This is a genomic window from Agromyces bracchium (assembly GCF_009709675.1).
In the GTDB taxonomy this organism is placed as follows: Bacteria; Actinomycetota; Actinomycetes; order Actinomycetales; family Microbacteriaceae; genus Agromyces; species Agromyces bracchium.
Genome location: NZ_WMLB01000042.1, coordinates 149,979 through 170,580, shown reverse-complemented (window position 1 = coordinate 170,580; position 20,602 = coordinate 149,979). Strand labels below are relative to the sequence as shown.

Genomic DNA, 20,602 nt, shown 5'->3' with positions numbered 1-20,602 from the left:
AGCGGTCAGCGGTCAGCGGTCAGCGGTCAGCGCCCGGCGCCCCGCCCACCGCTCAGTCCGATTCCTCCTGCGCCTCCTCCGGCTCGTACTGCGCCATGATCCCGTCGACGGTCGCCGAGGCCTCGACCGCGCTCGGCGTGTAGCCGAGGACGACGGGCAGGAACCGGTCGGACGTCAGCGCCTGGAGCCGGAGGTCGCTCCTGGCCACCACGGTCGCCATCCGCCCGGTCGGCCGCATGAGCGCGATCTCCCCGAAGCCCTCGCCCGGGCCGAGGTCGGCGACGACGCGTCCGTCACGGACCACGTCGACCTCGCCGGACTCGATGACGTAGTACCGGTCGCCGACGTCGCCCTGGGCGAACACCACGGCCCCGGATGGCACGGACACGGGCTCGAGCCCTCGCGCGAGCCGCTCGACGGAGGGCAGGGGCAGCATGCAGAGCATGTCGACGCGGCGCAGCAGCCCGATCTCCCGATCGAGGGCGGCCACGACGCGGTCGAGCCGGCGAAGCCGCCACCACGAGGCCGCCGCGAGCACCGGGCAGAGGAGCCCGATCGCCACGAGCGCGGGCTGGATGCCGAACCATCCGATCAGCGCCGACGCGACGACGCCGCCGATGCCGACGAAGATCGCGACCGTGCTCTCGAGCACGCCGAACACGCGCGCGAGCACCTCGTCGGGCGCGATCCGGCCGATGAGAGTGAACCCTGTGATGTCGATGAGGGCGTTGCCGACGCCCACGAACGACAGCAGCACGAGGGCGACGGCCTGCTCGGGGAAGACGCCGACGAGCGCGATCGGGAGGCCCCAGAGCGCCACGCCGACGGCGAACCAGGCGCCGAGTCGACCCGTGCCGATGAGCAGCGAGGCCCCCAGCGAGCCGAGCACCGCCCCGACGCCGACCGAGGTCATGAGCGCGCCGACCCCGGGCTCGCCGGTGCCGATGAGCTCGATCGCGACGACCACCGAGAGCACGGTCAGCGCCCCGCGCGTGAGGGACTGCGCCGCCGCGAGGCCGAGGATCAGGACGAGGTCCCGATCGCGTCCGGCCGCGCGCAGGCCCTCGACGGCCTCCCGGCCGATGTTCGGCCGCTCGGGCGCCGACGGGCGCGGCGGGGCGTCGTAGCGCAGTCCGACGAGCAGCGCGGCGGCCGCGAACGACGCACCGGCCGCCACGGCGAACACGACGTCGACGCCGGTGAACTGGAGCAGCACCGCGGCCAGCAGCGGCCCGGCGACGGTCGCCGCCGAGTCGAGCAGTCCGCGCACCATGTTGGCGCTCGCGAGCTCGTAGCCCGTGCGGCAGAGCGACGGCAGGAGCGCGGAGTGCGCCGGACGGTACAGCGTCGCCGCGATCGTCGACACCACGGCGAGCGCGTAGATGAGCGCCGCGGGCCCCGCGACCGCGACGACCACGCCCGCGCCCGCCGTCGCGACGCCGCGCACGACCGACACGAGGATGAGGACCCGTTCCCTGCGCCCGCGATCGGCGATCGGCGAGAGCAGCGGTGCGAGGAGCGCGGACGGCAGCATGCGCAGCAGCCCGACGAGCCCGACGGCCGCAGCACCGCCGTCGCGGTACGCGACGATCCCGAGCGCGACCGTGAACGCCCACTCCGCCGTCCACGCGCCGAGGAAGCTGAGCTGCGCGCGGCGCAGGTCGTGGTTCCACCAGTTGCTGGCGAACGCGGCGCCCGCGTCCCGCAGCTTCGTCCGGCGCCCGTGTTCAGCCATGGACGACTCCGTCGGCGGACCGGTCGGTGCCTCAGCTGTAGACGTGGGGCGCGAGGATCGCGACGTCCCGCAGGTTGCGGTACCGCTCGGCGAAGTCGAGCCCGTAGCCGACGACGAACTGGTTCGGGATGTCGAAGCCGAGGTACTTCACGTCGATCTCGACCTTCGCGGCATCCGGCTTGCGCAGCAGCGCGCAGATCTCGATCGAGGCGGCACCGCGCGAGGCGAGGTTGCCGAGCAGCCAGCTGAGGGTGAGTCCCGAGTCGATGATGTCCTCGACGATGAGCACGTCGCGGCCCGACAGGTCGGTGTCGAGGTCCTTCAGGATCTTCACGACACCGGACGACTCGGTGCCCATGCCGTACGACGAGACCGCCATCCAGTCCATGGTCACGTGCGGCCTCAGTTCGCGCGCGAGGTCGGCCATCACCATGACCGCGCCCTTGAGGACGCCGACGAGCAGCAGGTCGCGCCCCTCGTAGTCGGCCTCGATGCGACGGGCGAGCTCGGCGAGCTTGTCGCGGATCTGCTGCTCGGTCACGAGCACTTCCGTCAGGTCGGCGTCGATCTCGCGCGAATCCATCCCGAGCTCCTCCTGCGTGCGTCTGGGCGAACGGATGCCACGAGCCTACGCCGCGGCTCAGTGGTCGTGCGGCAGCACCTCGGTCGAGCCCGTCGTGGAGAGCACGACGTGCGCGCCGGCGCGGGTGGCGCGGATGCCGCGGGGCAGGTCGATCGGCCCCTGCCCGTGCCAGTCGGTGACGAGCCGGGCGACCTCGAGGGTCTGGGAACGGCTCAGCGAGACGCCGAACTCGCTGTCGACGACGTGCCGGATGATCCGCTGCCGCAGCGCGGCGGGGTTCGCGGCGAGCGCGGCCGCCGAGATCGCGATGCCCGCCTCGGCGGGCTCGCAGATCTCCTCGATGAACTCCTCGATCTGGTCGGCGAACGCCTGCTCGTCTTCCCGCAGCTGCTCGGCGGTGCGCGCGAGCGCCTCGGCGACCCCGGGGCCGAGCTCGGCCTCGAGCACGGGCAGCACGCGTTCGCGCACGCGCACGCGTGCGTACGCGGGGTCGAGGTTGTGCGGGTCGTCCCACGGCTCGAGGCCCGCGTCGAGGCACGCCTGCCGGGTGGTCGCGCGGCGGATGCCGAGGAGCGGCCGCGCATAGCGCCCCGAGCGGGCGGCCATGCCGCCGAGGCTCGCCGACCCCGACCCGCGCGCGAGCCCGAGCAGCACCGTCTCGGCCTGGTCGTCGAGCGTGTGGCCGAGGAGCACCACCTCGGCCCCGGTCGCGCGTGCGGCGGCGTCGAGCGCGGCGTACCGGGCGGCGCGTGCGGCGCCCTCGGGACCGGCGCCACCCGGTGCGGCGCCTGCGTCGACCCGCTCGACGAGCACCGGGTCGAGCCCGAGGTCGCGAGCGACGGATGCCGCGGCATCCGCCTGCTCGGACGAACCCGGCTGCAGCCCGTGGTCGACGACGATCGCGCCGGCGCGCCATCCGCCCTTCGGCGCCTCGAACGCCGCGGCCGCGGCCAGTGCGAGCGAATCGGGACCGCCCGAGAGCGCGACGAGGAGCAGCGGTGGTCGAGTCGCCGCCCGCGGCGTATCGAGACCGCGCGAGACGAGCACCCCGCGCACCGCGCGTCGCACGTCGGCGATCGGCGGCGTCAGGCGGGGACGGCGCTCGGAGGGCATCACGTAACCTTATTCCGTCGCAAGCGGCGCCCATCGGGCGCGCGTCGACGCCGGAGCCGTCACGGCCCGCGAGACCTTCCAGACTCCACCATCCGAAACGAGGAGAGCACATGGGCGAGTACGCCGCCGTCATCGAGATCCCCAAGGGGAGCCGCAACAAGTACGAGGTCGACCACGAGACCGGTCGGGTCTTCCTCGACCGCGTGCTCTACACGAACTTCGTGTACCCGACCGACTACGGCTTCTTCGAGAACACGCTCGGCGACGACGGCGACCCGCTGGACGTGCTCGTGCTCACCCAGTACCCGCTCTTCCCGGGCGTGGGCGTGAAGGTGCGCCCGGTGGGCGTCTTCAACATGGTCGATGACGGCGGCGGCGACGCCAAGGTCCTCGCGGTGCCCGCCGGCGACCCGCGCTGGGACTACATCCAGGACGTCGACGACATCCCCGAGTACACGCGCAAGGAGATCGAGCACTTCTTCGAGCACTACAAGGACCTCGAGCCCGGCAAGTGGGTCAAGACCGAGGGCTGGGCGAACGCCGCCGAGGCCGAGGCGCTCATCGCGAAGGCGATCGAGGCCTACCCGGGTCACTGATTCCGAGCGGATGCCGCGGCATCCGCCTGCGCGCATCGAGGGGGCGAGCCTGACGGCTCGCCCCCTCCTCGCGTCTCCGCCCTCGGCGGACGGTCGCCCGGCTCAGCCGAGGTAGATGCCGCGCGCCGCCATGAACGGAACCGGGTCGATGCGGCTCCAGCCGCTGTACACCTCGAAGTGCAGGTGGCAGCCGGTGGACGCACCCGTGGTGCCGCTCGAGGCGATCACCTGGCCGGAACTCACCCGCGCCCCGTAGCCGACGAACAGCCCGCCCGGGCGGATGTGGGCGTAGCCGGTGGAGATGCCGCCGCCGTGGTCGATCTTGATGAAGTTGCCGTAGCTGCCCGACCATCCCGCGTAGACGACCGTTCCGGCGTTCGCCGCGTAGATCGGTGCCGAGCACCCGGTCGCGAGGTCGGTCGCGTAGTGGAAGGAGTTCGAGCAGTAGCCGCCGCTGCAGATCACCTGGCGCGGGCCGTAGCTGCCCGAGATCCAGCCGTAGGCGGGCTTGGACCAGCCGGAGGACACCGTCTGGCCGCCACCACCACCGCCGCCACCGCCGCCGCCTCCCGCGGCCGCTGCGGCTGCCGCTGCGGCTGCTGCAGCCGCCGCCGCCGCCGCGGCGGCTGCGGCGCGCCGCCGGCGCTCCTCCTCTTCCTTCCGCTTCCGCTCGCCCTCCTGGTAGGCGGCAGCGGTCTTCGCCTCCTTGTCCTTGAGGAACTTGAGCTGCTGGTCGAGCTCGATCTTCTTCTCCTCGGACTCGGCGAGGGCCTGCTCGGCTGCGGCCTGCGCGGCCTGCGCGGCGGCGAGCGCCTGCTCGGCCGCGACGCGGAGCTTCTCGCGCTCGGCACGCGCCACCTCGGCCTGGTCGGCGAGCGACTGGGCCGTGTTGCCGGCCTCCTTCGCCTGCTCGTAGATGTCGGCGGTGCGCTCGACGAGCTTCTCCATCGAGCCGAGCTTGGCGAGCAGCTCGTCGGTGCGCGCGGCGTCGCCCGCATCGAACATCAGGCTGACGCCCAGGTCGGACCCACCGGTCCGGTAGAGCTGCGCGGCGAGCTGCCCGGCGTTCTTCTCGGCGGCCTCGGCCTCGGCCTTCGCCTCGTCGGCCTGCGCCTGGATCTCATCGGCGCGCCGCACGGCGTCGTCGTACTCCTGCTGCGCGACGAGGAGTTCCTCCGTGCGGCGCTGCGCCTCGGCGCGGGCCGCCTCGACGTTCGCCTCGAGGTCGGCGATCAGCCCGATGATCTCGTCGACCGCCTGCGCCGCGGCCTTCGTGTTCGCCTTCGCCTTCTGCACTTCCTCCCACGTGGGGTAGTCGGCGGCGGTCGCGGCGATCGGGTTCGCCACCACGCCCGCGGCGGCCGCGAACACGATCACGAGGGCGCCCGCGAGCGCACGCATGCGCGGCCCCCAGGGGGCTCGACGTCCTGCGGTTCGCGACATGACTCCCCATCCGCACGGGCCGTCCGGACCGCGCTCGCGTACCCGCCGGGCGGGCAGTGGCCCTGTCACACTAGGTTCGGATCGACCGCGGATCGGGCATTTCCGCCGCGCGTGGCGTGTCTTGCCCGCCTCGTTTTGGAATCTGGGCGAGGTATGCGTATGCTTTCTTCTCGGCGGTCGAGCCCCCGGGCGAGACCTTCCGGCCCCATCGTTTAGCGGCCTAGGACACCGCCCTTTCACGGCGGCAGCACGGGTTCGAATCCCGTTGGGGTCACCCAGCGATGGGTTTACAATTGAACAGCTTCTTTACGAGGCCCTGTGGCGCAGTTGGTTAGCGTGCCGCCCTGTCACGGCGGAGGTCGCGGGTTCAAGTCCCGTCAGGGTCGCTCAGGCGACAAGCCCTTTCCCTTTCGAGAGAAGGGGCTTTCTCCTTATCATCGAGGTGTTCCACACCCCGAGGCTCTGTAGCTCAGTTGGTAGAGCGTTCGACTGAAAATCGAAAGGTCACCGGATCGATGCCGGTCGGAGCCACAAGTGAAACCCCCGGGCGACCGGGGGTTTCGTCGTTTCACGAGGCGATTGAGCCAGGGCCTGCGGTGAGCGTGTGCCATTGTTGTGCCATTAACGTCGGGCCGGGGCATCCTCGTGTGCCATGCCAGAGTCGCCGCTGGGCTTGAGACCGTCGGCTCTGATGGCCTCGTTGAGTGCGGCGCCGGCGCGCAGCGCGACTCCCTCGCGGGCGCGTGAGTAGCGCTCGGTGACCTGGAGGCTCGAGTGACCGAGCGTGGCTTGCACGTCGGGTGCAGTCGCGCCGGCGTCGAAGAGGATCGTTGCGAACGTGTGGCGCAGGTCGTGGATGCGGAGGTCGGGTTTGCCGATCGCGACCCGCAGCTCATCCCAGTCGACGGCTCGGCGCACGTTGTGGCTCGTGAGGCGTCCGCCGTCGGCCCCGTCGAAGAGCAGGTCGCTCGCTCGCTTCCCGCGTGCTGCAGCCTCGGCATACGGACGCAGCGCGTCGATCAGCGGGACGTCCCGCGACTTGTGACTCTTCGGCGATTGCTCGATGAGCTCGCCACGCATGCCCGGGCTCAGCGACCGACTGACACGGATGACACCGCGGCTGAAGTCGACGTCGCCGACCCGAAGAGCGGTGGCCTCCCCCGCTCGCATGCCGGTGTACACCAGCGCCGCGAGGTAGCGGCGGTAGACGCCATCGGGCACCAACTCGAGCATGATGCGGATCTGGTCGAAGGTCAGCGCTCGTGAGACCGGCGAAATCGACTCGCGCATGCTCGGCCGCTTCACCTCGCGCGCCGGGTTGTAGTCGATGAACCGAGAGCGGCGGGCACCGTCGAGCAGCCGTGAGAGCATCGCAAGAGCATCGTTCTTGGCGGATGCCCCGCCCGACCACGCGACCATCGCCGACTCGATCATCGGCGAGGTGATGTCCTCGAGCCGATGGCGGCCGAGGCTCGGCTTCACGCGAATTCGCCAGGCGACGCCGTAGCTGCGGGCCGTAGCCGGTCGGATGGAGGCCTCGATCGCCGGCCAGTACTTCTGGCCGCTGCGCGGGAGTCGCTGCGTGACCTGGATACCGGCATCGCACCGAGGAGGCGGTCGGAAGCGGACGTGAGCCGATGAGGAACGTGTCCTGCGCGATCCCTGCCGCGACCGGATCGTGAGGGGCCCATCGGGACACGGCGACGACCCCTTCACCATTTCCTCGGAGATCACTTCCGCGTGTTTGGATAGATGTCGGTGCCGCCCGATAGCTTTCCCGCATGACCGGGACCGAGATACTTCAGACATCGCTAGCTGTGCTCTCGTTGCCCACACTCGCGGCCGCCGCTGCATGGCTCGGGCGTCGATTCAGCAAAGAATCTCGCCTCCTCATCCGTGTAGAACGGCTGGCAGCCATCTTCCCTAACCTTCCCGAGGGCAAGACTCGAGACGAGTTCGCGAAGCGGGTTTCTGAGGCAGGCGCTGAACTCAATGCGCGGCTTGATCCGATCTTCAGGCAAGAGCGTCGTCGAAAGCGAAGAGTAATTGTTGGCGTCGTGGTGGCGACCGGGTTCACCGTTCTCGTTTTCCCAGGTCTAGAGATGATCAACTCAGGGTGGAGCACTGCCGTAAGCGTCGCGATCGGAGGCGTTGCGGTTGGTGCCTTCTTCCTGATCGAGCGTGACACTCATCGACAGCGCGAGGCCATCAAGGCCGAACAAGACCGCGAGCTCGCCGGCGAGCAACTCGCACCCGTGCTCTGACGGCGGCGACACCGGCCTCGATGAGATACGGCAGCGGCGCAGGGATGCGCTAACCGGCCTTGCGGATGCTCGCGGAGGTTCGGCCGGAACACGCGACAGCTCAGGCGAGTCCTTCCTGTCCATCGAGTTCCATCCTTGCTTGGAAAACGGAACGAAAGTCAGGGCGATTCATCCTGCTCGCCACGCAAGGTACGTGCGACCGCCCGGCAAGTCTGCAGACGCTACGGGCGAGCCGATACGAGCCGGCCCGACGATGGGCGTACGCTCGCCGGTATTGAGCTCGTGCTCGGCCTCGCACTCGCCGTCGCCGTCGCCGTCGTGCTCATCGTGCACGCGCTCGCGCTCGACCTCGGAGCTGCATGCGCAAAGGAAGAATCGTCCCCGTCACCGAAGTGACGGGGGTTGTGGCGAGAGCCGGCGCTCGTGGTCGCCCTGGCCGGCCTCAAACCCGTCGAGCTACCGCGCGCAATCGGCCATCAGCCGCATCAGCGCTGTGGCGTCGTCGGTCATGAACAACTCGTCGAGCGCGAGGTTCTGCTCGTAGAGCCGGCTGTACGGGATCGAGACGGCGTCGAAGCCGTGGCTCATGAGCTCGCCGGAGGCCATGAGTTTCGCGGTGCGCTTGTTACCGTCGAAATAGAGCTGGTGGCGGATCGCCGACGCGGCGTACACCAGCGCTCGCACACGCGGGTCGGGCTCGCCATCCAAGTAGTCAAGGAGGTCCGTGTACGCCTGGCGCAGCAGTTCGCCGCCCTCGCCGTGATCACGGCCGCCGACGATGCCGCCCGTCGAGAGCTGCACCGAGCCACCACCGGTGGCTGACCCCTCGCCACGGAACTGGCCAGCGTCGAGCGCCTCGTGGACCGCGAGCTTCGAATGCAGCCGATCGGACACCCTCTTCGACAGCGAGAAATTTCTTCGCTCGATGAAGAGATCAAGCTCGTTGAAGCCCTCGTTCAGCGCGAGGATCTGGTCCTGATCATCGAGGGGCTTACCGTGGACAGTCACACCTTCAAGGAGCGTGCGCACCTCGGGCAGCGTGAAGGTGTTGCCCTCGAGTCGAGCTGCGTCCCAGATGAAGTCGGTCATGCGGCTGCGAAACCGCGCGCGGGCACGCTCGACGTCGCCGCCATCACCGATCACGGAGAGGTCGACGCTGTCGATTTCCCAGGTGATGCCGGTCAGTCGCCGCTGCTCTTCGCGGATCGCCGCGGTTACCAGAGCGGGCCGAAGACGCGCAGAGCCGCTCACGGGGAACTGACGCCCTGGCGGTTGGCGATACTCGTCGGCACCGACACCCCAACTCCCGCTCGTGCCCATTACTCACCACCCCCGTGCCAGGTCAAGGGCGGCGGTACCGAGTTCGCCACCGACGCCGAGGCTGTCAATGACGGCCTGAACCGGGGATACGAGGGGGGCGCCCACGAGTTCACCTGTCCCGATGAGTTGGTGGGGCGCCAGCGGTGCGATGATCACGGTGGCGGCTCGCACGGTGCTGACCTTCCGATGCGTCTCGGTGAGGAATTGGCCGAACTGCTTCGGCAGCGACGTCCAAATGACGGCGGGAAGGGCTTTTCCGCGCGGCGAAGCGACCTCTAGATCGAAGACCGAGACAGGATGGACGGCGCCGAGCGCCTCTAGTGCCGGCCAACCGGAGAACGCCCACTGGTGGCGGAACCTCGGGGCCGCATCCGCGGCATTGCGGTAGAGCTCGGACGCGGCCATCGCGGCCGACATGAGCCGATCTAGGTCGTTGCGGCCGCTCAGCATTAGCGCGCCGGGGGCGTGCTGGGGCGCCGCGAGATGGGCAGCTTCCACGGCGACGGCCAGAGGTTCCCTTACGCGAAGCCCATCGACCGGTGCGTGTCGCTTCCGACCCGTCATCGTGCTGGTCGTCCCAGCATCCGCGTATCGCTGCAGGCGCTCCGACCACTTGGGCAGCGCAGCCAACTCAGCGTCGAGGTCGATCCCAAGCACTGAGAAGAGTCGCTCCCGGTCATCATTGGTGACGTCGAGGTCCCCGAGCATCTGCCGCGCCGCCGCTGCAGCGGCCGGTTCGTAGGCAGCGCGCAGCACCACATCGATGTCGTAGCCACACGCGAGCGCGAGCTCGCGGAGCGTTTCTAGGCGAGCCCTGCTCTGGTCATCCCGAATCGACCACTCGGTGTTCCGGGAGATGCCTGCTCGTTGGGCGAGCTCGTACCGTGGCAGGGGTGGCGACTCAAGCAGCGTGGCCAGTGTAAGCGCCATGATCGGTGTCCTTTCTATAGGACATCGTATCAGCCATGTCCTGTACATCAGACAGAGACCGGTCGCGTCCTTGATACAGGACGTGGCGCCAGCAGTGTCCTGTATGGCGGACATGCGCTGACCGCGTCCTTTGTTTAGGACATGGGGCAATGTTCCTAGCGACCGTCGACCCGATGAGTCGATGCACTGAACCACTCCGTGCGGGCTCAGCGAGGTGGCTCTGATTGCTGGCGCTAAATGGCGGCCTTCGCATCGCATGCTGAGGCGCGGGCCCGCGCGTACGGCGCCGGCGCTGCCCGGGATGCCGGCAAGGGCGCCATCCCCTGACCTGACTAGCTTGCCTCGCGTCTCTGAGCACGCACGATCCCTATGCGAGCCGTCGCGACCGATAGTTCGCCCGATCCTGCTTTACGGATCGGAAGAACTGATTCGACGTAGGCAACCACAGCAGGATCACCGCGACGAGCTCTACGAGACCGGTCGCCACGAAGACGGGGTCTGGCGCCGAAACGAACTGCGCGATGACACCCAAGCCGAACAGCACGGTTATCCACATCCGAGCCCAATTCGCCCCGCGCAGCACCCTGACCGCGAAGAACACTGAGAGCAGCACGCCTGCACTGTTCAGCGCGAGCCCTGTGACTGCGGTGGTCATGGCGCCCTCAGGAGTGACCTCGAGTTGCACCCCGTTGTGCTCGAACGGCCCGACCGAGTCCGCGACGTAGGCGTCCCAGTCGAAGAAGAGCAGCGTGGTAGCCAGGAGAAGGAAACCGAAGGCCGCCAGCCCCAACTCAAGGTAGGCGGCAACTCGAACGGGCATCGGCACGGCCCGAGTGAATTGGAAACGCGGGGCTGGCAGAGGGCGCACCAGTTCCCGACCGAATGTCGCCTTCCCGAGTCCTGGCATGCGCAAGAGCGTAGTCGGACCTGAGCGCTCGCGGCCGCAAGCATGATCACGCAGCGGGAAGGCGGCGCGGACGGAGTTCGGCGTGCGACAAGGTACGGTTCAGGGCATGGCATCTGGGGTCGATCGCGACAATCTCGAGCCCAGCGCGAATGCAGCGGGTTGGTATGAGGACCCCGAAGCGCCCGACCTGGAGCGCTGGTGGGACGGCAACGAATGGTCTGATACGGAGTTCCGACCCAAGCCCGAGGACTCCGAGCTTGTGGCGTACTTGAAGAGCTACCGGGACCTCGATCCGACGTCTCCCACGAACTACTTGGCGGTGTCGGCGCTGGTCCAGGCGACGATCGCCCTCGCGGCGGCGGCAGCGTGCTTGGCCATCGCGATTGCCCTGCCCGCCGCGCTGGCGACGCTCGTCGGCTCGACGCTCTTGATCGCGACGGCAGGGATCGTTGTCCTGGTTGGAGTCTGGTCCACCGGTCTTGGGATCATCGCCTTCCGCAATGCGCGCCGGAACCAGGACCGGCGTCTGCGGCATGCCGTGGGCGCGATCGTCATCGCGGCGGCCGCAGTCCTGGGTGCGGTCACACTGCTGATCGTGCAGGCACCCGCCTGGTGGGCAGACTCCGGCCTCGCCACGTGAAGGCGGTCCGGACGCGAGACGACGCGGGGACCTCGGGTAGCTACTCGACGCGACCAGGATCCCCCAGTGGGTGCGAGTTTGAGACGGTTCCCGTTGGCCGGACATCCTTCAGTAGGTGATCCGACGGGAGTGGCATGGCTGACGATGCGGAGCTGTTGAGGCGGGCGGGCGAGGGCGACACGCGCGCGCTTTCGGCGCTGTACGAGCAGTACTGCCGAGTGGTGTTCGCGCGCGCCTTCCTCGAGACGGGTTCGCGTGCCGACGCGGAAGAGCTCATGCAGGACGTGTTCCTGCTGCTGTGGAAGAAGCGCCGGAAGATCCAGGTCGCGGGCACCTCGGCGCTGCCCTGGCTGCTGGTGTGCACCCGGCACCTGTCCGCCAACCGCCGCCGACACAATTACCGGCGCAGGACCCAGAGCCTGCCCACCGACCTGCAGAGCGGAACGGACTCCGAACCCGAGGCCAACGCGGTTCGCGCCCAGCTCATGGCGCGCATTGATGCGTCGGTCGCCCGCCTCGAGCCGATCGACCAAGAGATCCTGCGCCTGTGCGCGGTTGACGGCCTCACCTACCAAGATGCCGCCGATGCGCTCGGCATCAGCCACGGCTCCGTCCGCAATCGGCTCGGCCGGGCGCGGGCGCTGCTACGAGCGGATGCCGCGGCCTACACGGAAGGGGGAAGCTGATGCGATCCATCGAACCGACCGAACAGGACTACGCCGCACTCGAGCGAACGCTGCTCGCACGCGCAGCGGCAGAGGATCGGCGACGCACACTCCAGCGGCGGGTGACGATCATCGGAGCGATCGGGCTGGTGGGTGTCGCCGGGATGGGAGCCGCCTGGGCTGTGCTGGCGAACCCCGTGCTCAGAGACAACGCCGCCTACTGTTACAGCGAACCAGATCCGAACTCCGCGTTCGTCACTGCCGGGGCACCTGCCGCCGAAGCACCCGATGGCACCATCCGACTGCAGGAAGCGGACGCGCTCGACATGTGCGCGGCCGTGTGGCGGATCGGCGCCGTCGGCCCACACGCCACCCAACCGCCCGTCGACGGGATCGAGTACGAGATCCCACCGCTCGAGGCATGTCTGCGCTTGGACGGCGTGACCGCGGTGTTCCCGAACGAGCAGCGCGAAGCTCACGAGCCGTTCTGCCGGCGACTCGGCCTCGCCCCGAACGACTGAAGAGGAGTCAGCACGTGGATGATCCCGCTGCAGCGTCGCTCGAGTCTCAACCACGAGTGCCGGTCCCGGTCGACCTCACCGCCTACCTGCCGGACCCCGCCGACGAACCCAGCTGCTGACGCGTCACGCGCCCGACAACCGTTCCGCCGGCGACGCTCGAGTGACCGTCTACAGGGCCATCAATCGCGCCGCGCCCGCCGGCTGGGTGCGGGATCCCTCGGCCGTTCGAGGGCAACAAGGAGCGACAATGGAGCACAGCCATTTGGCGCCAACAATCACACGGAGATCGCACGAGCTGACTCTCGCCTCGAGCTGATTCTGTGCCATTAACGTGCCATTAGGTGCGCGAAAACGAACTGAAACCAACTGTGACCGTTTCGAAGAATCCCTGATCAAAGCGATATCTCACCAACAAGAACTGAGTGAAAACCGCCCAGGCTCACTGAAAATCGAAAGGTCACCGGATCGATGCCGGTCGGAGCCACATCGAAATGAAGACCCCCGGTTCGCCGGGGGTTTTCGCGTTTGCAGGAGATGCGTCCTGGATGGCCGGCCGCCAGAACCACTTCGTCCCGCGGGATGGGCGGGCGTCCGGCGAGGTCGCACTCCCGCCCCGATCCGAGCAGGCCGAAGGTCTCGCGCGGCGCGCGAGCGCCGGTGGTAGCGTCTGGCGCGCACGCACGTCCGCGTCGCCGGGCCGCGCTCTCCGAGGAGGCACGATGCGCATCACCGACCTCGAGCCGTTCAAGAACGTCCCGTTCTACCTGTGGGTGAAGGACGAGACAGGCACCTACCTCTGGGGCAGCGAGCGGATGGATCGCTTCGCGGGAGGTTCGGTGCAGGGTAGGACCGACGCCGACTTCGGTCCGGCCGCGGAATCACCGGAAACGGCAGCGACCCTGCAGGCGAACGATTGGCACGTACTCGACAGCGGCGAGCCGTTGTACACGCACGAGCAGATCGAGGGCGCTGGTGACGTGAGCGTGTGCAAGTGGCCCGGCGAGCTCGACGGCGAGCGAGTCACCTTCGGGATCTCGTTCGCGGTCCCCCGCGACTGAGCGATCGGCGTCTGCGGATCCCGCGGCGAGCCGCTCACAGCGACGGGGCCCGGCGCAGCGCGCCGGGCCCCGTCGGAAGGCGGATGTCAGTCGAAGAACTCGTTCGCCCTGCGGGTCCACAGCAGGCCGAGACCGATCAGGGCGATGATGCCCTGGATGAGCGGTCCCCAGAACCCGTTCCCGAAGGTGAACACGCCGTAGACGGCGATCGCCGCGTTCAGCACGAAGACGACGGTCATGATGATGCGCGACGTGTTGCTGCCGCGGAACAGCCCGAGGCTGACGGCGATGGTGACGGCTCCGATCACGATGGTCAGCCACGCGGGCAAGGAGCCGAAGCCGTCGCCGAAGAGGTGGATGATGCCGCTGATGATCGCGATCGCACCGTTGAGCCATGCGAGCACGGCGACGAGCGTGACGCCGCCGGGACGTTGACCTGCCATTGTTGCGCTCCTTTGCGAGGGATTGCCGCGATGGGCACCGCGGCTGCGCCACATGTTAGGGCGATGCACAGCCCGCGCGGCGGCGCGGCGCGGCGCGCCACGCCGCGGAGGTCGTGGGGCGCTGGCCGGCCGAGACCTCGGCGCCACGCTGATTCAGATCGGCGATGAGCCTACGAGTTGGAGGAGCGCTGCGGGTTGACCCGCTTGATCCACTCGATCAGGTCGAAGCTCGAGCGCGTCTGGAGCCACACCCGGCCGGGGCCGGTGAAGTCGGTGACGAGGCCTTCGCCGCCGAGGATCGTCGACTTCCAGCTGCCCGCCTTCCGAACCGCATACTGGACGGTCTCGTCGAAGGCGACGACGTGTCCGGTGTCGAGCGTCATCGTCTCGCCTGCGGCGAGGACCGCAGGCACGATCGCTCCGTAGGTCGAGAGCAGCAGGTCGCCCGTTCCGGTGCAGCGAAGCAGGATCAGCCCCTCCCCGCTGAAGAACGACTTGCCGCCGCCCCACTTCGAGTCGACGTCGATCGTCGGGTCGGATGCGGCCCAGGAGCCCGACTGGACGAGCAGCGCGGTCCCCCCGTCCAGCGCGACCTTCGTCATGTCGCCGGGCAGGGTGGCGGCGACGCCGACCTGGCCGCCGCTGCCCGAGTGGAAGTCGTTGACGAAGAAGCTCTCGCCGCCGAGGCTGCGCCGCAGGCCCTTGAGGAAGCCGCCCTGCGTCGACGTCTCGATCTGGACGTCCCCGCGGGTCATCGCCATGGCCCCGGCCTCGACCCGCACGGACCCGCCCGGCGGCAGCGTCACGGTGCCCATCGCGAAGGCCGGTCCTGAAGAGATATCCACGTCCATGCGTTCCCCCGAATGCTCGTCACGTTCGCCTGCGCCACACCCTACTGGTACCGGACTCTGCCGTCCGCTACCGTGGCCGGTAATCGGGCTGCCCGGCGGTTCTGACGGAAGGATTCCCCCGCATGTTCTTCTGGTCGATGGTCGTGCTGTCCGCGGCATCCGGGATCTTCGCGATCATCTGGTACGCCCGCCACGACCGACCGGTGTGGCGGAGCATGGGCATCACCATCACCAGGTGGACGCCGCTCGACATCCCCGTCGGCCTCGTCATCCCGTTCGTCGCGATCACGCTGGTGTTCCTCGCCGAGCGCCTGCTCGGCGCGATCGAGGTCTCGGGCGCCGACACGGATTGGTCCTCGATCGGCGGCGTGCTCGGCGAGATCGCCGGGTTCGCGCTCTTCGAGGAGATCATGTTCCGCGTGCTGCTGCTCAGCGGCGCGATCATCCTGCTGCGAAAGGTGCCCGCGGGGCGGTGGATCGCGATCGCGGCGACCGCGCTGCTCTTCGGTGCCGTCCACCTCACCAACGAGAACGCGACGCTCATCGGCGCCTTCGGCACCGCGCTCGGCGGCGTCATCTACGGCGTCGCGTTCGTGGCCACCCGATCGATCTGGCTGCCGCTGTTCCTGCACATCTCGTGGAACCTCAGCCAGGCACTGTGGGGTTTCCCGGTCAGCGGCAACACGCAATGGCCCGGATGGCTCACCTCCGAGTCGATCGGCAACGAACTCCTCAACGGCGGCGCCTACGGGCCCGAGGGCGGCATCCCCGGCATGCTCTCCCGCGTCCTCATCGTCGCGCTCGTCCTCGTCTACGTGAAGCTGATCTGGCGAGACGGCAGTGCCGCCACGCTCGTCTACGCACCCGACCCCGAGAAGCGCGATCGCATCCCCGTCGCGGGAGACGAGCACGCGACCGCACCGTCGCCGTCCCAGACCCCCTGAAGCGTCGCAACGACAAGGAGCCCCGATGTCGATCCGTACCCTCGCCTTCGTCCAGGACGCTGCCGCAGGCAAGCGCGTCACGCGATGGTGGCTCGCCTACCTCCTCGTCCTCTTCGTCGGGATCTTCGTCATCCAAGCCATATCGGCCGCAGCCCTGAGCAGGCAGTGGCCGGTCGACGAGGGCTCCGCCGCCGCACAACTGCACGAGGCCATCGGATTCGCGGCGCTGCTCGGCGCCATCTTGCTCTGGGTCTGGCTGTTCGAACGTCGCAACCCCAAGACCCTGGGTCTTCGCCGACCGGGCAGGGGTCTCGTCGTCATGCTGATCGGCATCGTCGGTGGCATCCTGCTCCAGTCGATCCCGATCGGCTTCCTGCTGCTCACCGGCAACCTCGAACCGGTCGACGGGCCCACCGGCGGCGCCTCAGGTGGCGGCGCGATCCCGCTCCTCGTGCTCATCGTGGTGTTCGTCACCGTGCAGGCCGGCACGGAGGAAGTGGCGACCCGCGGATTCCTGCTCCAGAACTCCGCGTACCAGCTCCCCGGCTGGCTCGCGGTGCTCCTTCCCGCCCTGCTCTTCACAGTGGTGCACTTCGCGTTCGACCCGCTGCCGTTCGCGACGATCCTCCTCTGGGCCCTGTTCGCGTCGTTCGTCGTGCTCCGGCTCGGCTCGCTGTGGCTCGTGATCGGCATCCACACCGGCTGGAACTTCGCGATGGGCAACCTGTACGGCATCTCCGTCAGCGGCCTCCCGGCGCACTCGAACTCGTTCACCTACCTCGCCCCGACCCCCGGCGCGCCCGACTGGCTCACCGGAGGCGAGTTCGGCACCGAAGCGGGCGTGCCCGCGGTGCTCGTGCTGGCACTGTCCACCCTGATCGCGTTCCTCGCGTTCCGCACCGCGCAGAAGCAGCGGGGACGCGGCGAAGGCCAGACCGAGACCGCGCCTGCCCGCTCGCACTGACGGCGGCGGCAGTCGTCGTCAGTTCATGCGGGTGCAGCGGACTTCGCACCCGCCGATCGTGACGACATCCCGAATGCGTCAGTCGCTCGCGGCGACGCCAGCCACCGCGGCCCGGTTGGTGTCGTACACGGCGACGCCGTCGAGCAGGCCGAACCCGTCGAGCAGACGTCGGACGTACGGATGGACGCGGCTGTACGCGAGCGTGACGTCGTGCTCGCCGAGCCAGCGTTGCACGCCCCGAAGCGACTCGGCGCCCGTGACATCCAGGTCGGTGATCGCCTCGCAGTCGAGGACGAGATGGCGCACGGGGGTCGCAGCATGCTCGACCGCGGCCTTCGCGGCATCCGAGAACGACGACGCGTTGGCGAAGAACAGGGGGGCTCCGAGGCGGACGACAACCACGCCGGGCGCGGTCACCGCCCCCGCCGGTGCGGGGTCGAGCAGCGAGTCCGTCGGGTGGTCGTCCTCGGCGAGGACGTCGAGCGAGGGGCGCGCGGCCCGGCGCGCGAGGTTCACCAGCGCGAGCACGAACGCGACGAGGATGCCGGGGATCGCCCCGACGAACAGGGTGACGGCGAAGCACACGATGGCGATCGCGAACTCGAACCGGGCGGAGCGCCAGAGCCCGGCGAACTCCCGCAGGCCGAGCAGGGGAACGACCGCGACCGCGACGACCGCGCCGATCGCCGGCGACGGGATGTCGGCCAGCAACGCCGTGCCGAACACCAGCAGCAGCAGGGTGCCGACCGCCGCCACCACCGCGGGAAGCTGCGTCCGCGAACCGGCGAGGTCCATCGCCGCGGTCCGGGACGCGGATGCCCCGACGACGTACCCGCCGGTCGCGCCGGCGGCGAGATTGCCGAGGCCGAACGCAAGCAGGTCGCGGTTCGGCCCGTCGCGGTAGCCGTGCCGCTCCGCGTAGGCGCGCGCCACGAGCAGCCCCTCGGCGATCGTGACCAGCACGAGCGCGAGCGCCGAGGGCACCAGCGCGACCCAGGTCGTCCAGTCGAGCACCGGCCACGTCAGGGTCGGCGGGCCTGCGGGCACCTCGCCGAGCACGTCGACGCCGGCTCCGTCGAGATCGAGCAGCACCACGGCGATCGTCGACGTGACGAGCACGACGAGCGCCCACGGCACGAGGCGCGCCACCCGGCGGCCGACCACCAGGATGAGGATCGACACGACCGCGATCCCGACCGACCAGGCATCCGTCTCAACGAGGTTCGCGCCGAGCTCGGCGAGCTTCTCGACGAACTCCTTGCTCGAGTCGATCGAGACCCCCAGCATCTTCGCGACCTGGCTGACCAGGATGTCCAGCGCCAGTCCGGCGATGAACCCGACGAGCACCGGCTTCGACAGGAAGCTCGCCAGGAACCCGAGCTTGAACACCGCGCACAGGATGAACACGACGGCGCAGATGATCGCCTGCGCGAGCGCCATCGTCGCGTAGTCCGCGTCGCCCGCGAGCGCGAGTCCGCCGATCGATGACGCGACCAGGGCGGATGCCGCGGCATCCGGTGACGCGACCAGCTGGCGCGACGACGCGACCAGGGCGAACACGATCGCCGGGACCACCAACGCGTAGAGCCCGGCCGTCGGCGGCAGGCCCGCGATCTGCGCGTACCCGATGTTCAACGGCACCGCGATCGCGAGCAGCGTCACCCCCGCGCCGACCTCACCGGCGACGTTGCGACGCGTCAGGCCGGCGAAGGGCCGAGACATCCGTCGCCGTCGCCCACTGACCTGCGCCTGACCCTCGGGCGTCGTCGCGTGCGAGTCCTCCCCCATGCGAACTCCTCCCCTCCGCCGCCGTGCGGCTCAGGCGCGGACGATGGCGGGCGGGTTCCAGGATCCGTCGAGGATCGCGTCGTCGGGCCAGTACGCGCGGAGGTAGAGCGTGAACTCGTCATCGGGCGCGGGCAGCCAGTTCGCGAGCGTCGCCGGGTCGGCGGGCGCGGCGCCACCGACGGTGATGGTGAGCGAGCCGTCGGCGTCGAATGTCAGGTCCTGGTTCTTCGTGCCGAGCGAGTACCGGTCCAGGTCGTTCGGGTGGAAGAAGTGGTGACGGTTGTAGACCGTGAGCGACCAGAATCCGCGCACGGGAGGGAGCTGGTCCGCGTCGAACCTGACCCTGTACCCGTGGGCCCCGTGCAGGCGCCGCCCATCGGCGTCGAGGTCCTGGTAGAAGTACGAGGTCTCATTCGGCGTGTTGACGAAGATGTTCGACTTCCCGACCGCGGTGCGCAGGAGGTACTCGGTGCCGAATCGCGCCCCCGAACGTTGCGTGGTCCAGTTGTGGTCGACGGGGATGCCGTAGTTGCGGAACTCGAACAGCTCCTTCACCGTCACGTCGGCGTCGAGCGCGGCCTGCCCGAGCGCCGCCGCGATCTCGGGATCGCGGGCTGCACCCTCGAGCACCGTCCGGAACCAGGCGTAGAGCGATTCCTCGCCCGGGAGGGGCGGGATCTCGTCGAGCACAGCCGGGAACACGTCGAAGAACGTGTTCGGATCGACCCACTGGGTCTCCTCCTGGTCGCCGGTCGCATCGGCGTTGCCGAAGGTCGGCACGTTCGCCCAGTCGGTCACCTTCATCGTGCCGTCGAACTTCTCGAGCGGATAGACGCTGATCCGGTTGACCACCGGCGCGACCGCGGCCCGGTCCTCCGCCGTGTCGTCGAGGAACACCCGCGGGATGACGATCCCGATCCGCGTGTCGTACCGGAACACACCTGCGATCCCCTCGGGGACCTCGCCGTCCCAATCCTCATGGGCGAGGAGGTAGTGCCCGGGCTTCGTGCCGTACATCTTGCCGAGCTCGACGAACGAATCGGTGCGCTGGTTCACGATCTGGTAGACCCAGAACCGGTCGCCGAAGTCGGGCACCTGCACGACCGCCGGTCCGCGCTCGGCGTCGAGCGCACCGAAGCCGTACACGACGTCCTGGTTCGGGCAGGCGACCACGCGCTCCTCCGGGCGGATGTAGTCGTGCAGCATGCCGATGTGGTTCGGCGGCCCCGCGGGGACGATCCCCACCAGCAGACCCGGCTCAGGAACCTGCTCCATGATGCTCAGTCGGTTGTGCATGTTGACGAGGGGCCAACCCCAGAGGTAGGCGGCCCTCCCGACCTCGGCCGCGTACGCCGTCGTGATCCTCTGTCCAGCCTGCTCCGCCACGAATCCCCCATCCGCCAGGCCGCCCGCGACCTCGCGAGCCGTCACCCCTTCCGGAGTCTATGGTCCGGTCGACGAGGATGACCACCTCGCTGCGCGTCCTTCGATGGGGGATTGCCCGGATGGTTCGTGTACCGTCCTCTCGGCACGGCGCCGAAGACCGCCGGGACCGGCCGAACGGCCGGCCCGACGGGCCTCGGTCAGGCGACCGCGTACTTCGCCGGCTCGGCGTCGAAGATCGGGCCGCAGGCGGCGCAGCAGAACCAGTAGCGCTGGCCCTCGTGGTCGCGGAACAGGCCGGCCTGCTCCGCATCGGCCTTCACGACCGTGCTCCCGGGCATGACCGGGCACTCGGCCAGGTCATCGCCATCGCGGAGCAGGTCGGTCGCCTCGGCCGGCTTGACGGCGTGGCCGCGGGCGTCGCCGGTGCTGCAACAGTGTGCACTCATGGGTG

21 protein-coding genes and 3 tRNA genes are annotated in these 20,602 nt (G+C 69.2%); 11 read left to right on the top strand and 13 right to left on the bottom strand.

Translation table 11 applies throughout. The annotated features are described in order from the left end of the window. Positions 1-52 precede the first annotated feature (52 nt). From GJ743_RS17825 to tilS, 3 genes are read right to left on the bottom strand one after another with little or no spacing between them, the layout of a single operon-like run. Entirely contained in the window at positions 53-1,735 is a 1,683-nt protein-coding gene (locus GJ743_RS17825; protein ID WP_155053231.1) for an MFS transporter, read from the bottom strand. Positions 1,736-1,766: 31 nt separating this feature from the next. Then, on the bottom strand, positions 1,767-2,318 hold the full coding sequence (hpt, locus tag GJ743_RS17820; protein ID WP_155053230.1) for a hypoxanthine phosphoribosyltransferase: 552 nt from the start codon (positions 2,316-2,318) through the stop codon (positions 1,767-1,769). A 57-nt stretch (positions 2,319-2,375) separates the two neighbouring features. Continuing rightward, on the bottom strand, positions 2,376-3,431 hold the full coding sequence (tilS, locus tag GJ743_RS17815) for a tRNA lysidine(34) synthetase TilS (RefSeq protein WP_155053229.1): 1,056 nt from the start codon (positions 3,429-3,431) through the stop codon (positions 2,376-2,378). A gap of 110 nt (positions 3,432-3,541) precedes the next feature. On the opposite strand from tilS, the gene ppa reads away from it, so the two are divergent. After that, positions 3,542-4,027, top strand: a complete 486-nt coding sequence (ppa, locus tag GJ743_RS17810; RefSeq protein ID WP_155053228.1) for an inorganic diphosphatase — start codon at positions 3,542-3,544, stop codon at positions 4,025-4,027. Between the two features lie 102 nt (positions 4,028-4,129). Here the strand turns inward: ppa and GJ743_RS17805 are convergent, their stop codons facing one another. Then, entirely contained in the window at positions 4,130-5,428 is a 1,299-nt protein-coding gene (locus tag GJ743_RS17805; RefSeq protein WP_155053227.1) for a M23 family metallopeptidase, read from the bottom strand. Positions 5,429-5,671: 243 nt separating this feature from the next. Between GJ743_RS17805 and GJ743_RS17800 the strand changes: the two genes are divergently transcribed. The 3 genes from GJ743_RS17800 (at position 5,672) to GJ743_RS17790 (ending at position 6,001) form a co-directional block, all read left to right on the top strand. Continuing rightward, a tRNA-Glu gene (locus GJ743_RS17800) sits at positions 5,672-5,744 on the top strand. 38 nt (positions 5,745-5,782) lie between these two features. After that, positions 5,783-5,856 (top strand) — tRNA-Asp (locus tag GJ743_RS17795). 72 nt (positions 5,857-5,928) lie between these two features. Further along, positions 5,929-6,001: transfer RNA gene (locus tag GJ743_RS17790), tRNA-Phe, on the top strand. A gap of 90 nt (positions 6,002-6,091) precedes the next feature. Here GJ743_RS17790 and GJ743_RS17785 read toward each other — a convergent pair. After that, complete coding sequence (locus GJ743_RS17785) at positions 6,092-6,952, bottom strand: tyrosine-type recombinase/integrase (RefSeq protein WP_196217052.1); 861 nt, start codon at positions 6,950-6,952, stop codon at positions 6,092-6,094. 299 nt (positions 6,953-7,251) lie between these two features. On the opposite strand from GJ743_RS17785, the gene GJ743_RS17780 reads away from it, so the two are divergent. After that, positions 7,252-7,734, top strand: a complete 483-nt coding sequence (locus tag GJ743_RS17780; RefSeq protein ID WP_196217051.1) for a hypothetical protein — start codon at positions 7,252-7,254, stop codon at positions 7,732-7,734. Between the two features lie 456 nt (positions 7,735-8,190). On the opposite strand, the gene GJ743_RS17775 is transcribed toward GJ743_RS17780, so the two are convergent. The 3 genes from GJ743_RS17775 to GJ743_RS17765 all read right to left on the bottom strand — a co-directional run bounded on the left by GJ743_RS17775 (position 8,191) and on the right by GJ743_RS17765 (position 10,810). Then, a complete protein-coding gene (locus GJ743_RS17775) occupies positions 8,191-9,054 on the bottom strand; it encodes a Fic family protein (protein ID WP_230386894.1) in 864 nt (287 codons plus the stop codon). Between the two features lie 3 nt (positions 9,055-9,057). Beyond that, positions 9,058-10,098, bottom strand: coding sequence for a hypothetical protein (locus tag GJ743_RS17770; RefSeq protein WP_155053224.1), 1,041 nt, complete (start codon positions 10,096-10,098; stop codon positions 9,058-9,060). 253 nt (positions 10,099-10,351) lie between these two features. Next, a complete protein-coding gene (locus GJ743_RS17765) occupies positions 10,352-10,810 on the bottom strand; it encodes a hypothetical protein (protein ID WP_155053223.1) in 459 nt (152 codons plus the stop codon). A 187-nt stretch (positions 10,811-10,997) separates the two neighbouring features. On the opposite strand from GJ743_RS17765, the gene GJ743_RS17760 reads away from it, so the two are divergent. From GJ743_RS17760 to GJ743_RS17745, 4 genes are all read left to right on the top strand, one after another. After that, positions 10,998-11,531: a DUF2510 domain-containing protein gene (locus GJ743_RS17760; protein ID WP_155053222.1), complete on the top strand. Its 534-nt coding sequence runs from the start codon at positions 10,998-11,000 to the stop codon at positions 11,529-11,531. A 134-nt stretch (positions 11,532-11,665) separates the two neighbouring features. Next, positions 11,666-12,217, top strand: a complete 552-nt coding sequence (locus GJ743_RS17755) for an RNA polymerase sigma factor (RefSeq protein ID WP_155053221.1) — start codon at positions 11,666-11,668, stop codon at positions 12,215-12,217. Next, positions 12,217-12,717: a hypothetical protein gene (locus GJ743_RS17750; RefSeq protein WP_155053220.1), complete on the top strand. Its 501-nt coding sequence runs from the start codon at positions 12,217-12,219 to the stop codon at positions 12,715-12,717. Before GJ743_RS17755 ends, GJ743_RS17750 begins: the two co-directional genes overlap by 1 nt. 719 nt (positions 12,718-13,436) lie before the next feature. Next, the gene (locus GJ743_RS17745; protein ID WP_155053219.1) at positions 13,437-13,775 is read left to right on the top strand and encodes a PAS domain-containing protein; all 339 of its coding nucleotides are present in this window, start codon (positions 13,437-13,439) and stop codon (positions 13,773-13,775) included. A gap of 86 nt (positions 13,776-13,861) precedes the next feature. On the opposite strand, the gene GJ743_RS17740 is transcribed toward GJ743_RS17745, so the two are convergent. Together GJ743_RS17740 and GJ743_RS17735 are read right to left on the bottom strand one after the other, a co-directional pair. Then, positions 13,862-14,218, bottom strand: a complete 357-nt coding sequence (locus tag GJ743_RS17740; protein ID WP_155053218.1) for a hypothetical protein — start codon at positions 14,216-14,218, stop codon at positions 13,862-13,864. A gap of 170 nt (positions 14,219-14,388) precedes the next feature. Then, positions 14,389-15,069, bottom strand: coding sequence for a TIGR00266 family protein (locus tag GJ743_RS17735; RefSeq protein WP_155053217.1), 681 nt, complete (start codon positions 15,067-15,069; stop codon positions 14,389-14,391). A 122-nt stretch (positions 15,070-15,191) separates the two neighbouring features. Here GJ743_RS17735 and GJ743_RS17730 point away from each other — a divergent pair, with 122 nt between their 5' ends. After that, a complete protein-coding gene (locus GJ743_RS17730) occupies positions 15,192-16,013 on the top strand; it encodes a CPBP family intramembrane glutamic endopeptidase (protein WP_155053216.1) in 822 nt (273 codons plus the stop codon). Between the two features lie 25 nt (positions 16,014-16,038). Beyond that, entirely contained in the window at positions 16,039-16,977 is a 939-nt protein-coding gene (locus GJ743_RS17725; protein WP_155053215.1) for a CPBP family intramembrane glutamic endopeptidase, read from the top strand. 78 nt (positions 16,978-17,055) lie between these two features. On the opposite strand, the gene GJ743_RS17720 is transcribed toward GJ743_RS17725, so the two are convergent. From GJ743_RS17720 to GJ743_RS17710, 3 genes are all read right to left on the bottom strand, one after another. Next, positions 17,056-18,765: a SulP family inorganic anion transporter gene (locus tag GJ743_RS17720; RefSeq protein ID WP_230386893.1), complete on the bottom strand. Its 1,710-nt coding sequence runs from the start codon at positions 18,763-18,765 to the stop codon at positions 17,056-17,058. Between the two features lie 30 nt (positions 18,766-18,795). Continuing rightward, the gene (locus GJ743_RS17715) at positions 18,796-20,196 is read right to left on the bottom strand and encodes a DUF1254 domain-containing protein (protein ID WP_328289321.1); all 1,401 of its coding nucleotides are present in this window, start codon (positions 20,194-20,196) and stop codon (positions 18,796-18,798) included. Between the two features lie 152 nt (positions 20,197-20,348). Then, the gene (locus GJ743_RS17710) at positions 20,349-20,597 is read right to left on the bottom strand and encodes a YHS domain-containing protein (protein ID WP_155053214.1); all 249 of its coding nucleotides are present in this window, start codon (positions 20,595-20,597) and stop codon (positions 20,349-20,351) included. Positions 20,598-20,602 lie beyond the last annotated feature (5 nt).

Bases quoted from the DNA above. Each gene is read 5' to 3' on its own strand.
- GJ743_RS17745 (WP_155053219.1), top strand. From the start codon at position 13,437: ATGCGCATCACCGACCTCGAGCCGTTCAAGAACGTCCCGTTCTACCTG.
- GJ743_RS17755 (WP_155053221.1), top strand. From the start codon at position 11,666: ATGGCTGACGATGCGGAGCTGTTGAGGCGGGCGGGCGAGGGCGACACG.
- GJ743_RS17805 (WP_155053227.1), bottom strand. From the start codon at position 5,428: ATGCGTGCGCTCGCGGGCGCCCTCGTGATCGTGTTCGCGGCCGCCGCG.
- GJ743_RS17825 (WP_155053231.1), bottom strand. From the start codon at position 1,735: ATGGCTGAACACGGGCGCCGGACGAAGCTGCGGGACGCGGGCGCCGCG.
- GJ743_RS17740 (WP_155053218.1), bottom strand. From the start codon at position 14,218: ATGGCAGGTCAACGTCCCGGCGGCGTCACGCTCGTCGCCGTGCTCGCA.
- GJ743_RS17750 (WP_155053220.1), top strand. From the start codon at position 12,217: ATGCGATCCATCGAACCGACCGAACAGGACTACGCCGCACTCGAGCGA.
- GJ743_RS17725 (WP_155053215.1), top strand. From the start codon at position 16,039: ATGTCGATCCGTACCCTCGCCTTCGTCCAGGACGCTGCCGCAGGCAAG.
- GJ743_RS17770 (WP_155053224.1), bottom strand. From the start codon at position 10,098: ATGTCCGCCATACAGGACACTGCTGGCGCCACGTCCTGTATCAAGGAC.
- GJ743_RS17780 (WP_196217051.1), top strand. From the start codon at position 7,252: ATGACCGGGACCGAGATACTTCAGACATCGCTAGCTGTGCTCTCGTTG.
- GJ743_RS17760 (WP_155053222.1), top strand. From the start codon at position 10,998: ATGGCATCTGGGGTCGATCGCGACAATCTCGAGCCCAGCGCGAATGCA.
- tilS (WP_155053229.1), bottom strand. From the start codon at position 3,431: ATGCCCTCCGAGCGCCGTCCCCGCCTGACGCCGCCGATCGCCGACGTG.
- GJ743_RS17730 (WP_155053216.1), top strand. From the start codon at position 15,192: ATGTTCTTCTGGTCGATGGTCGTGCTGTCCGCGGCATCCGGGATCTTC.
- ppa (WP_155053228.1), top strand. From the start codon at position 3,542: ATGGGCGAGTACGCCGCCGTCATCGAGATCCCCAAGGGGAGCCGCAAC.
- GJ743_RS17775 (WP_230386894.1), bottom strand. From the start codon at position 9,054: ATGGGCACGAGCGGGAGTTGGGGTGTCGGTGCCGACGAGTATCGCCAA.
- GJ743_RS17710 (WP_155053214.1), bottom strand. From the start codon at position 20,597: ATGAGTGCACACTGTTGCAGCACCGGCGACGCCCGCGGCCACGCCGTC.
- GJ743_RS17735 (WP_155053217.1), bottom strand. From the start codon at position 15,069: ATGGACGTGGATATCTCTTCAGGACCGGCCTTCGCGATGGGCACCGTG.
- hpt (WP_155053230.1), bottom strand. From the start codon at position 2,318: ATGGATTCGCGCGAGATCGACGCCGACCTGACGGAAGTGCTCGTGACC.
- GJ743_RS17720 (WP_230386893.1), bottom strand. From the start codon at position 18,765: ATGGGGGAGGACTCGCACGCGACGACGCCCGAGGGTCAGGCGCAGGTC.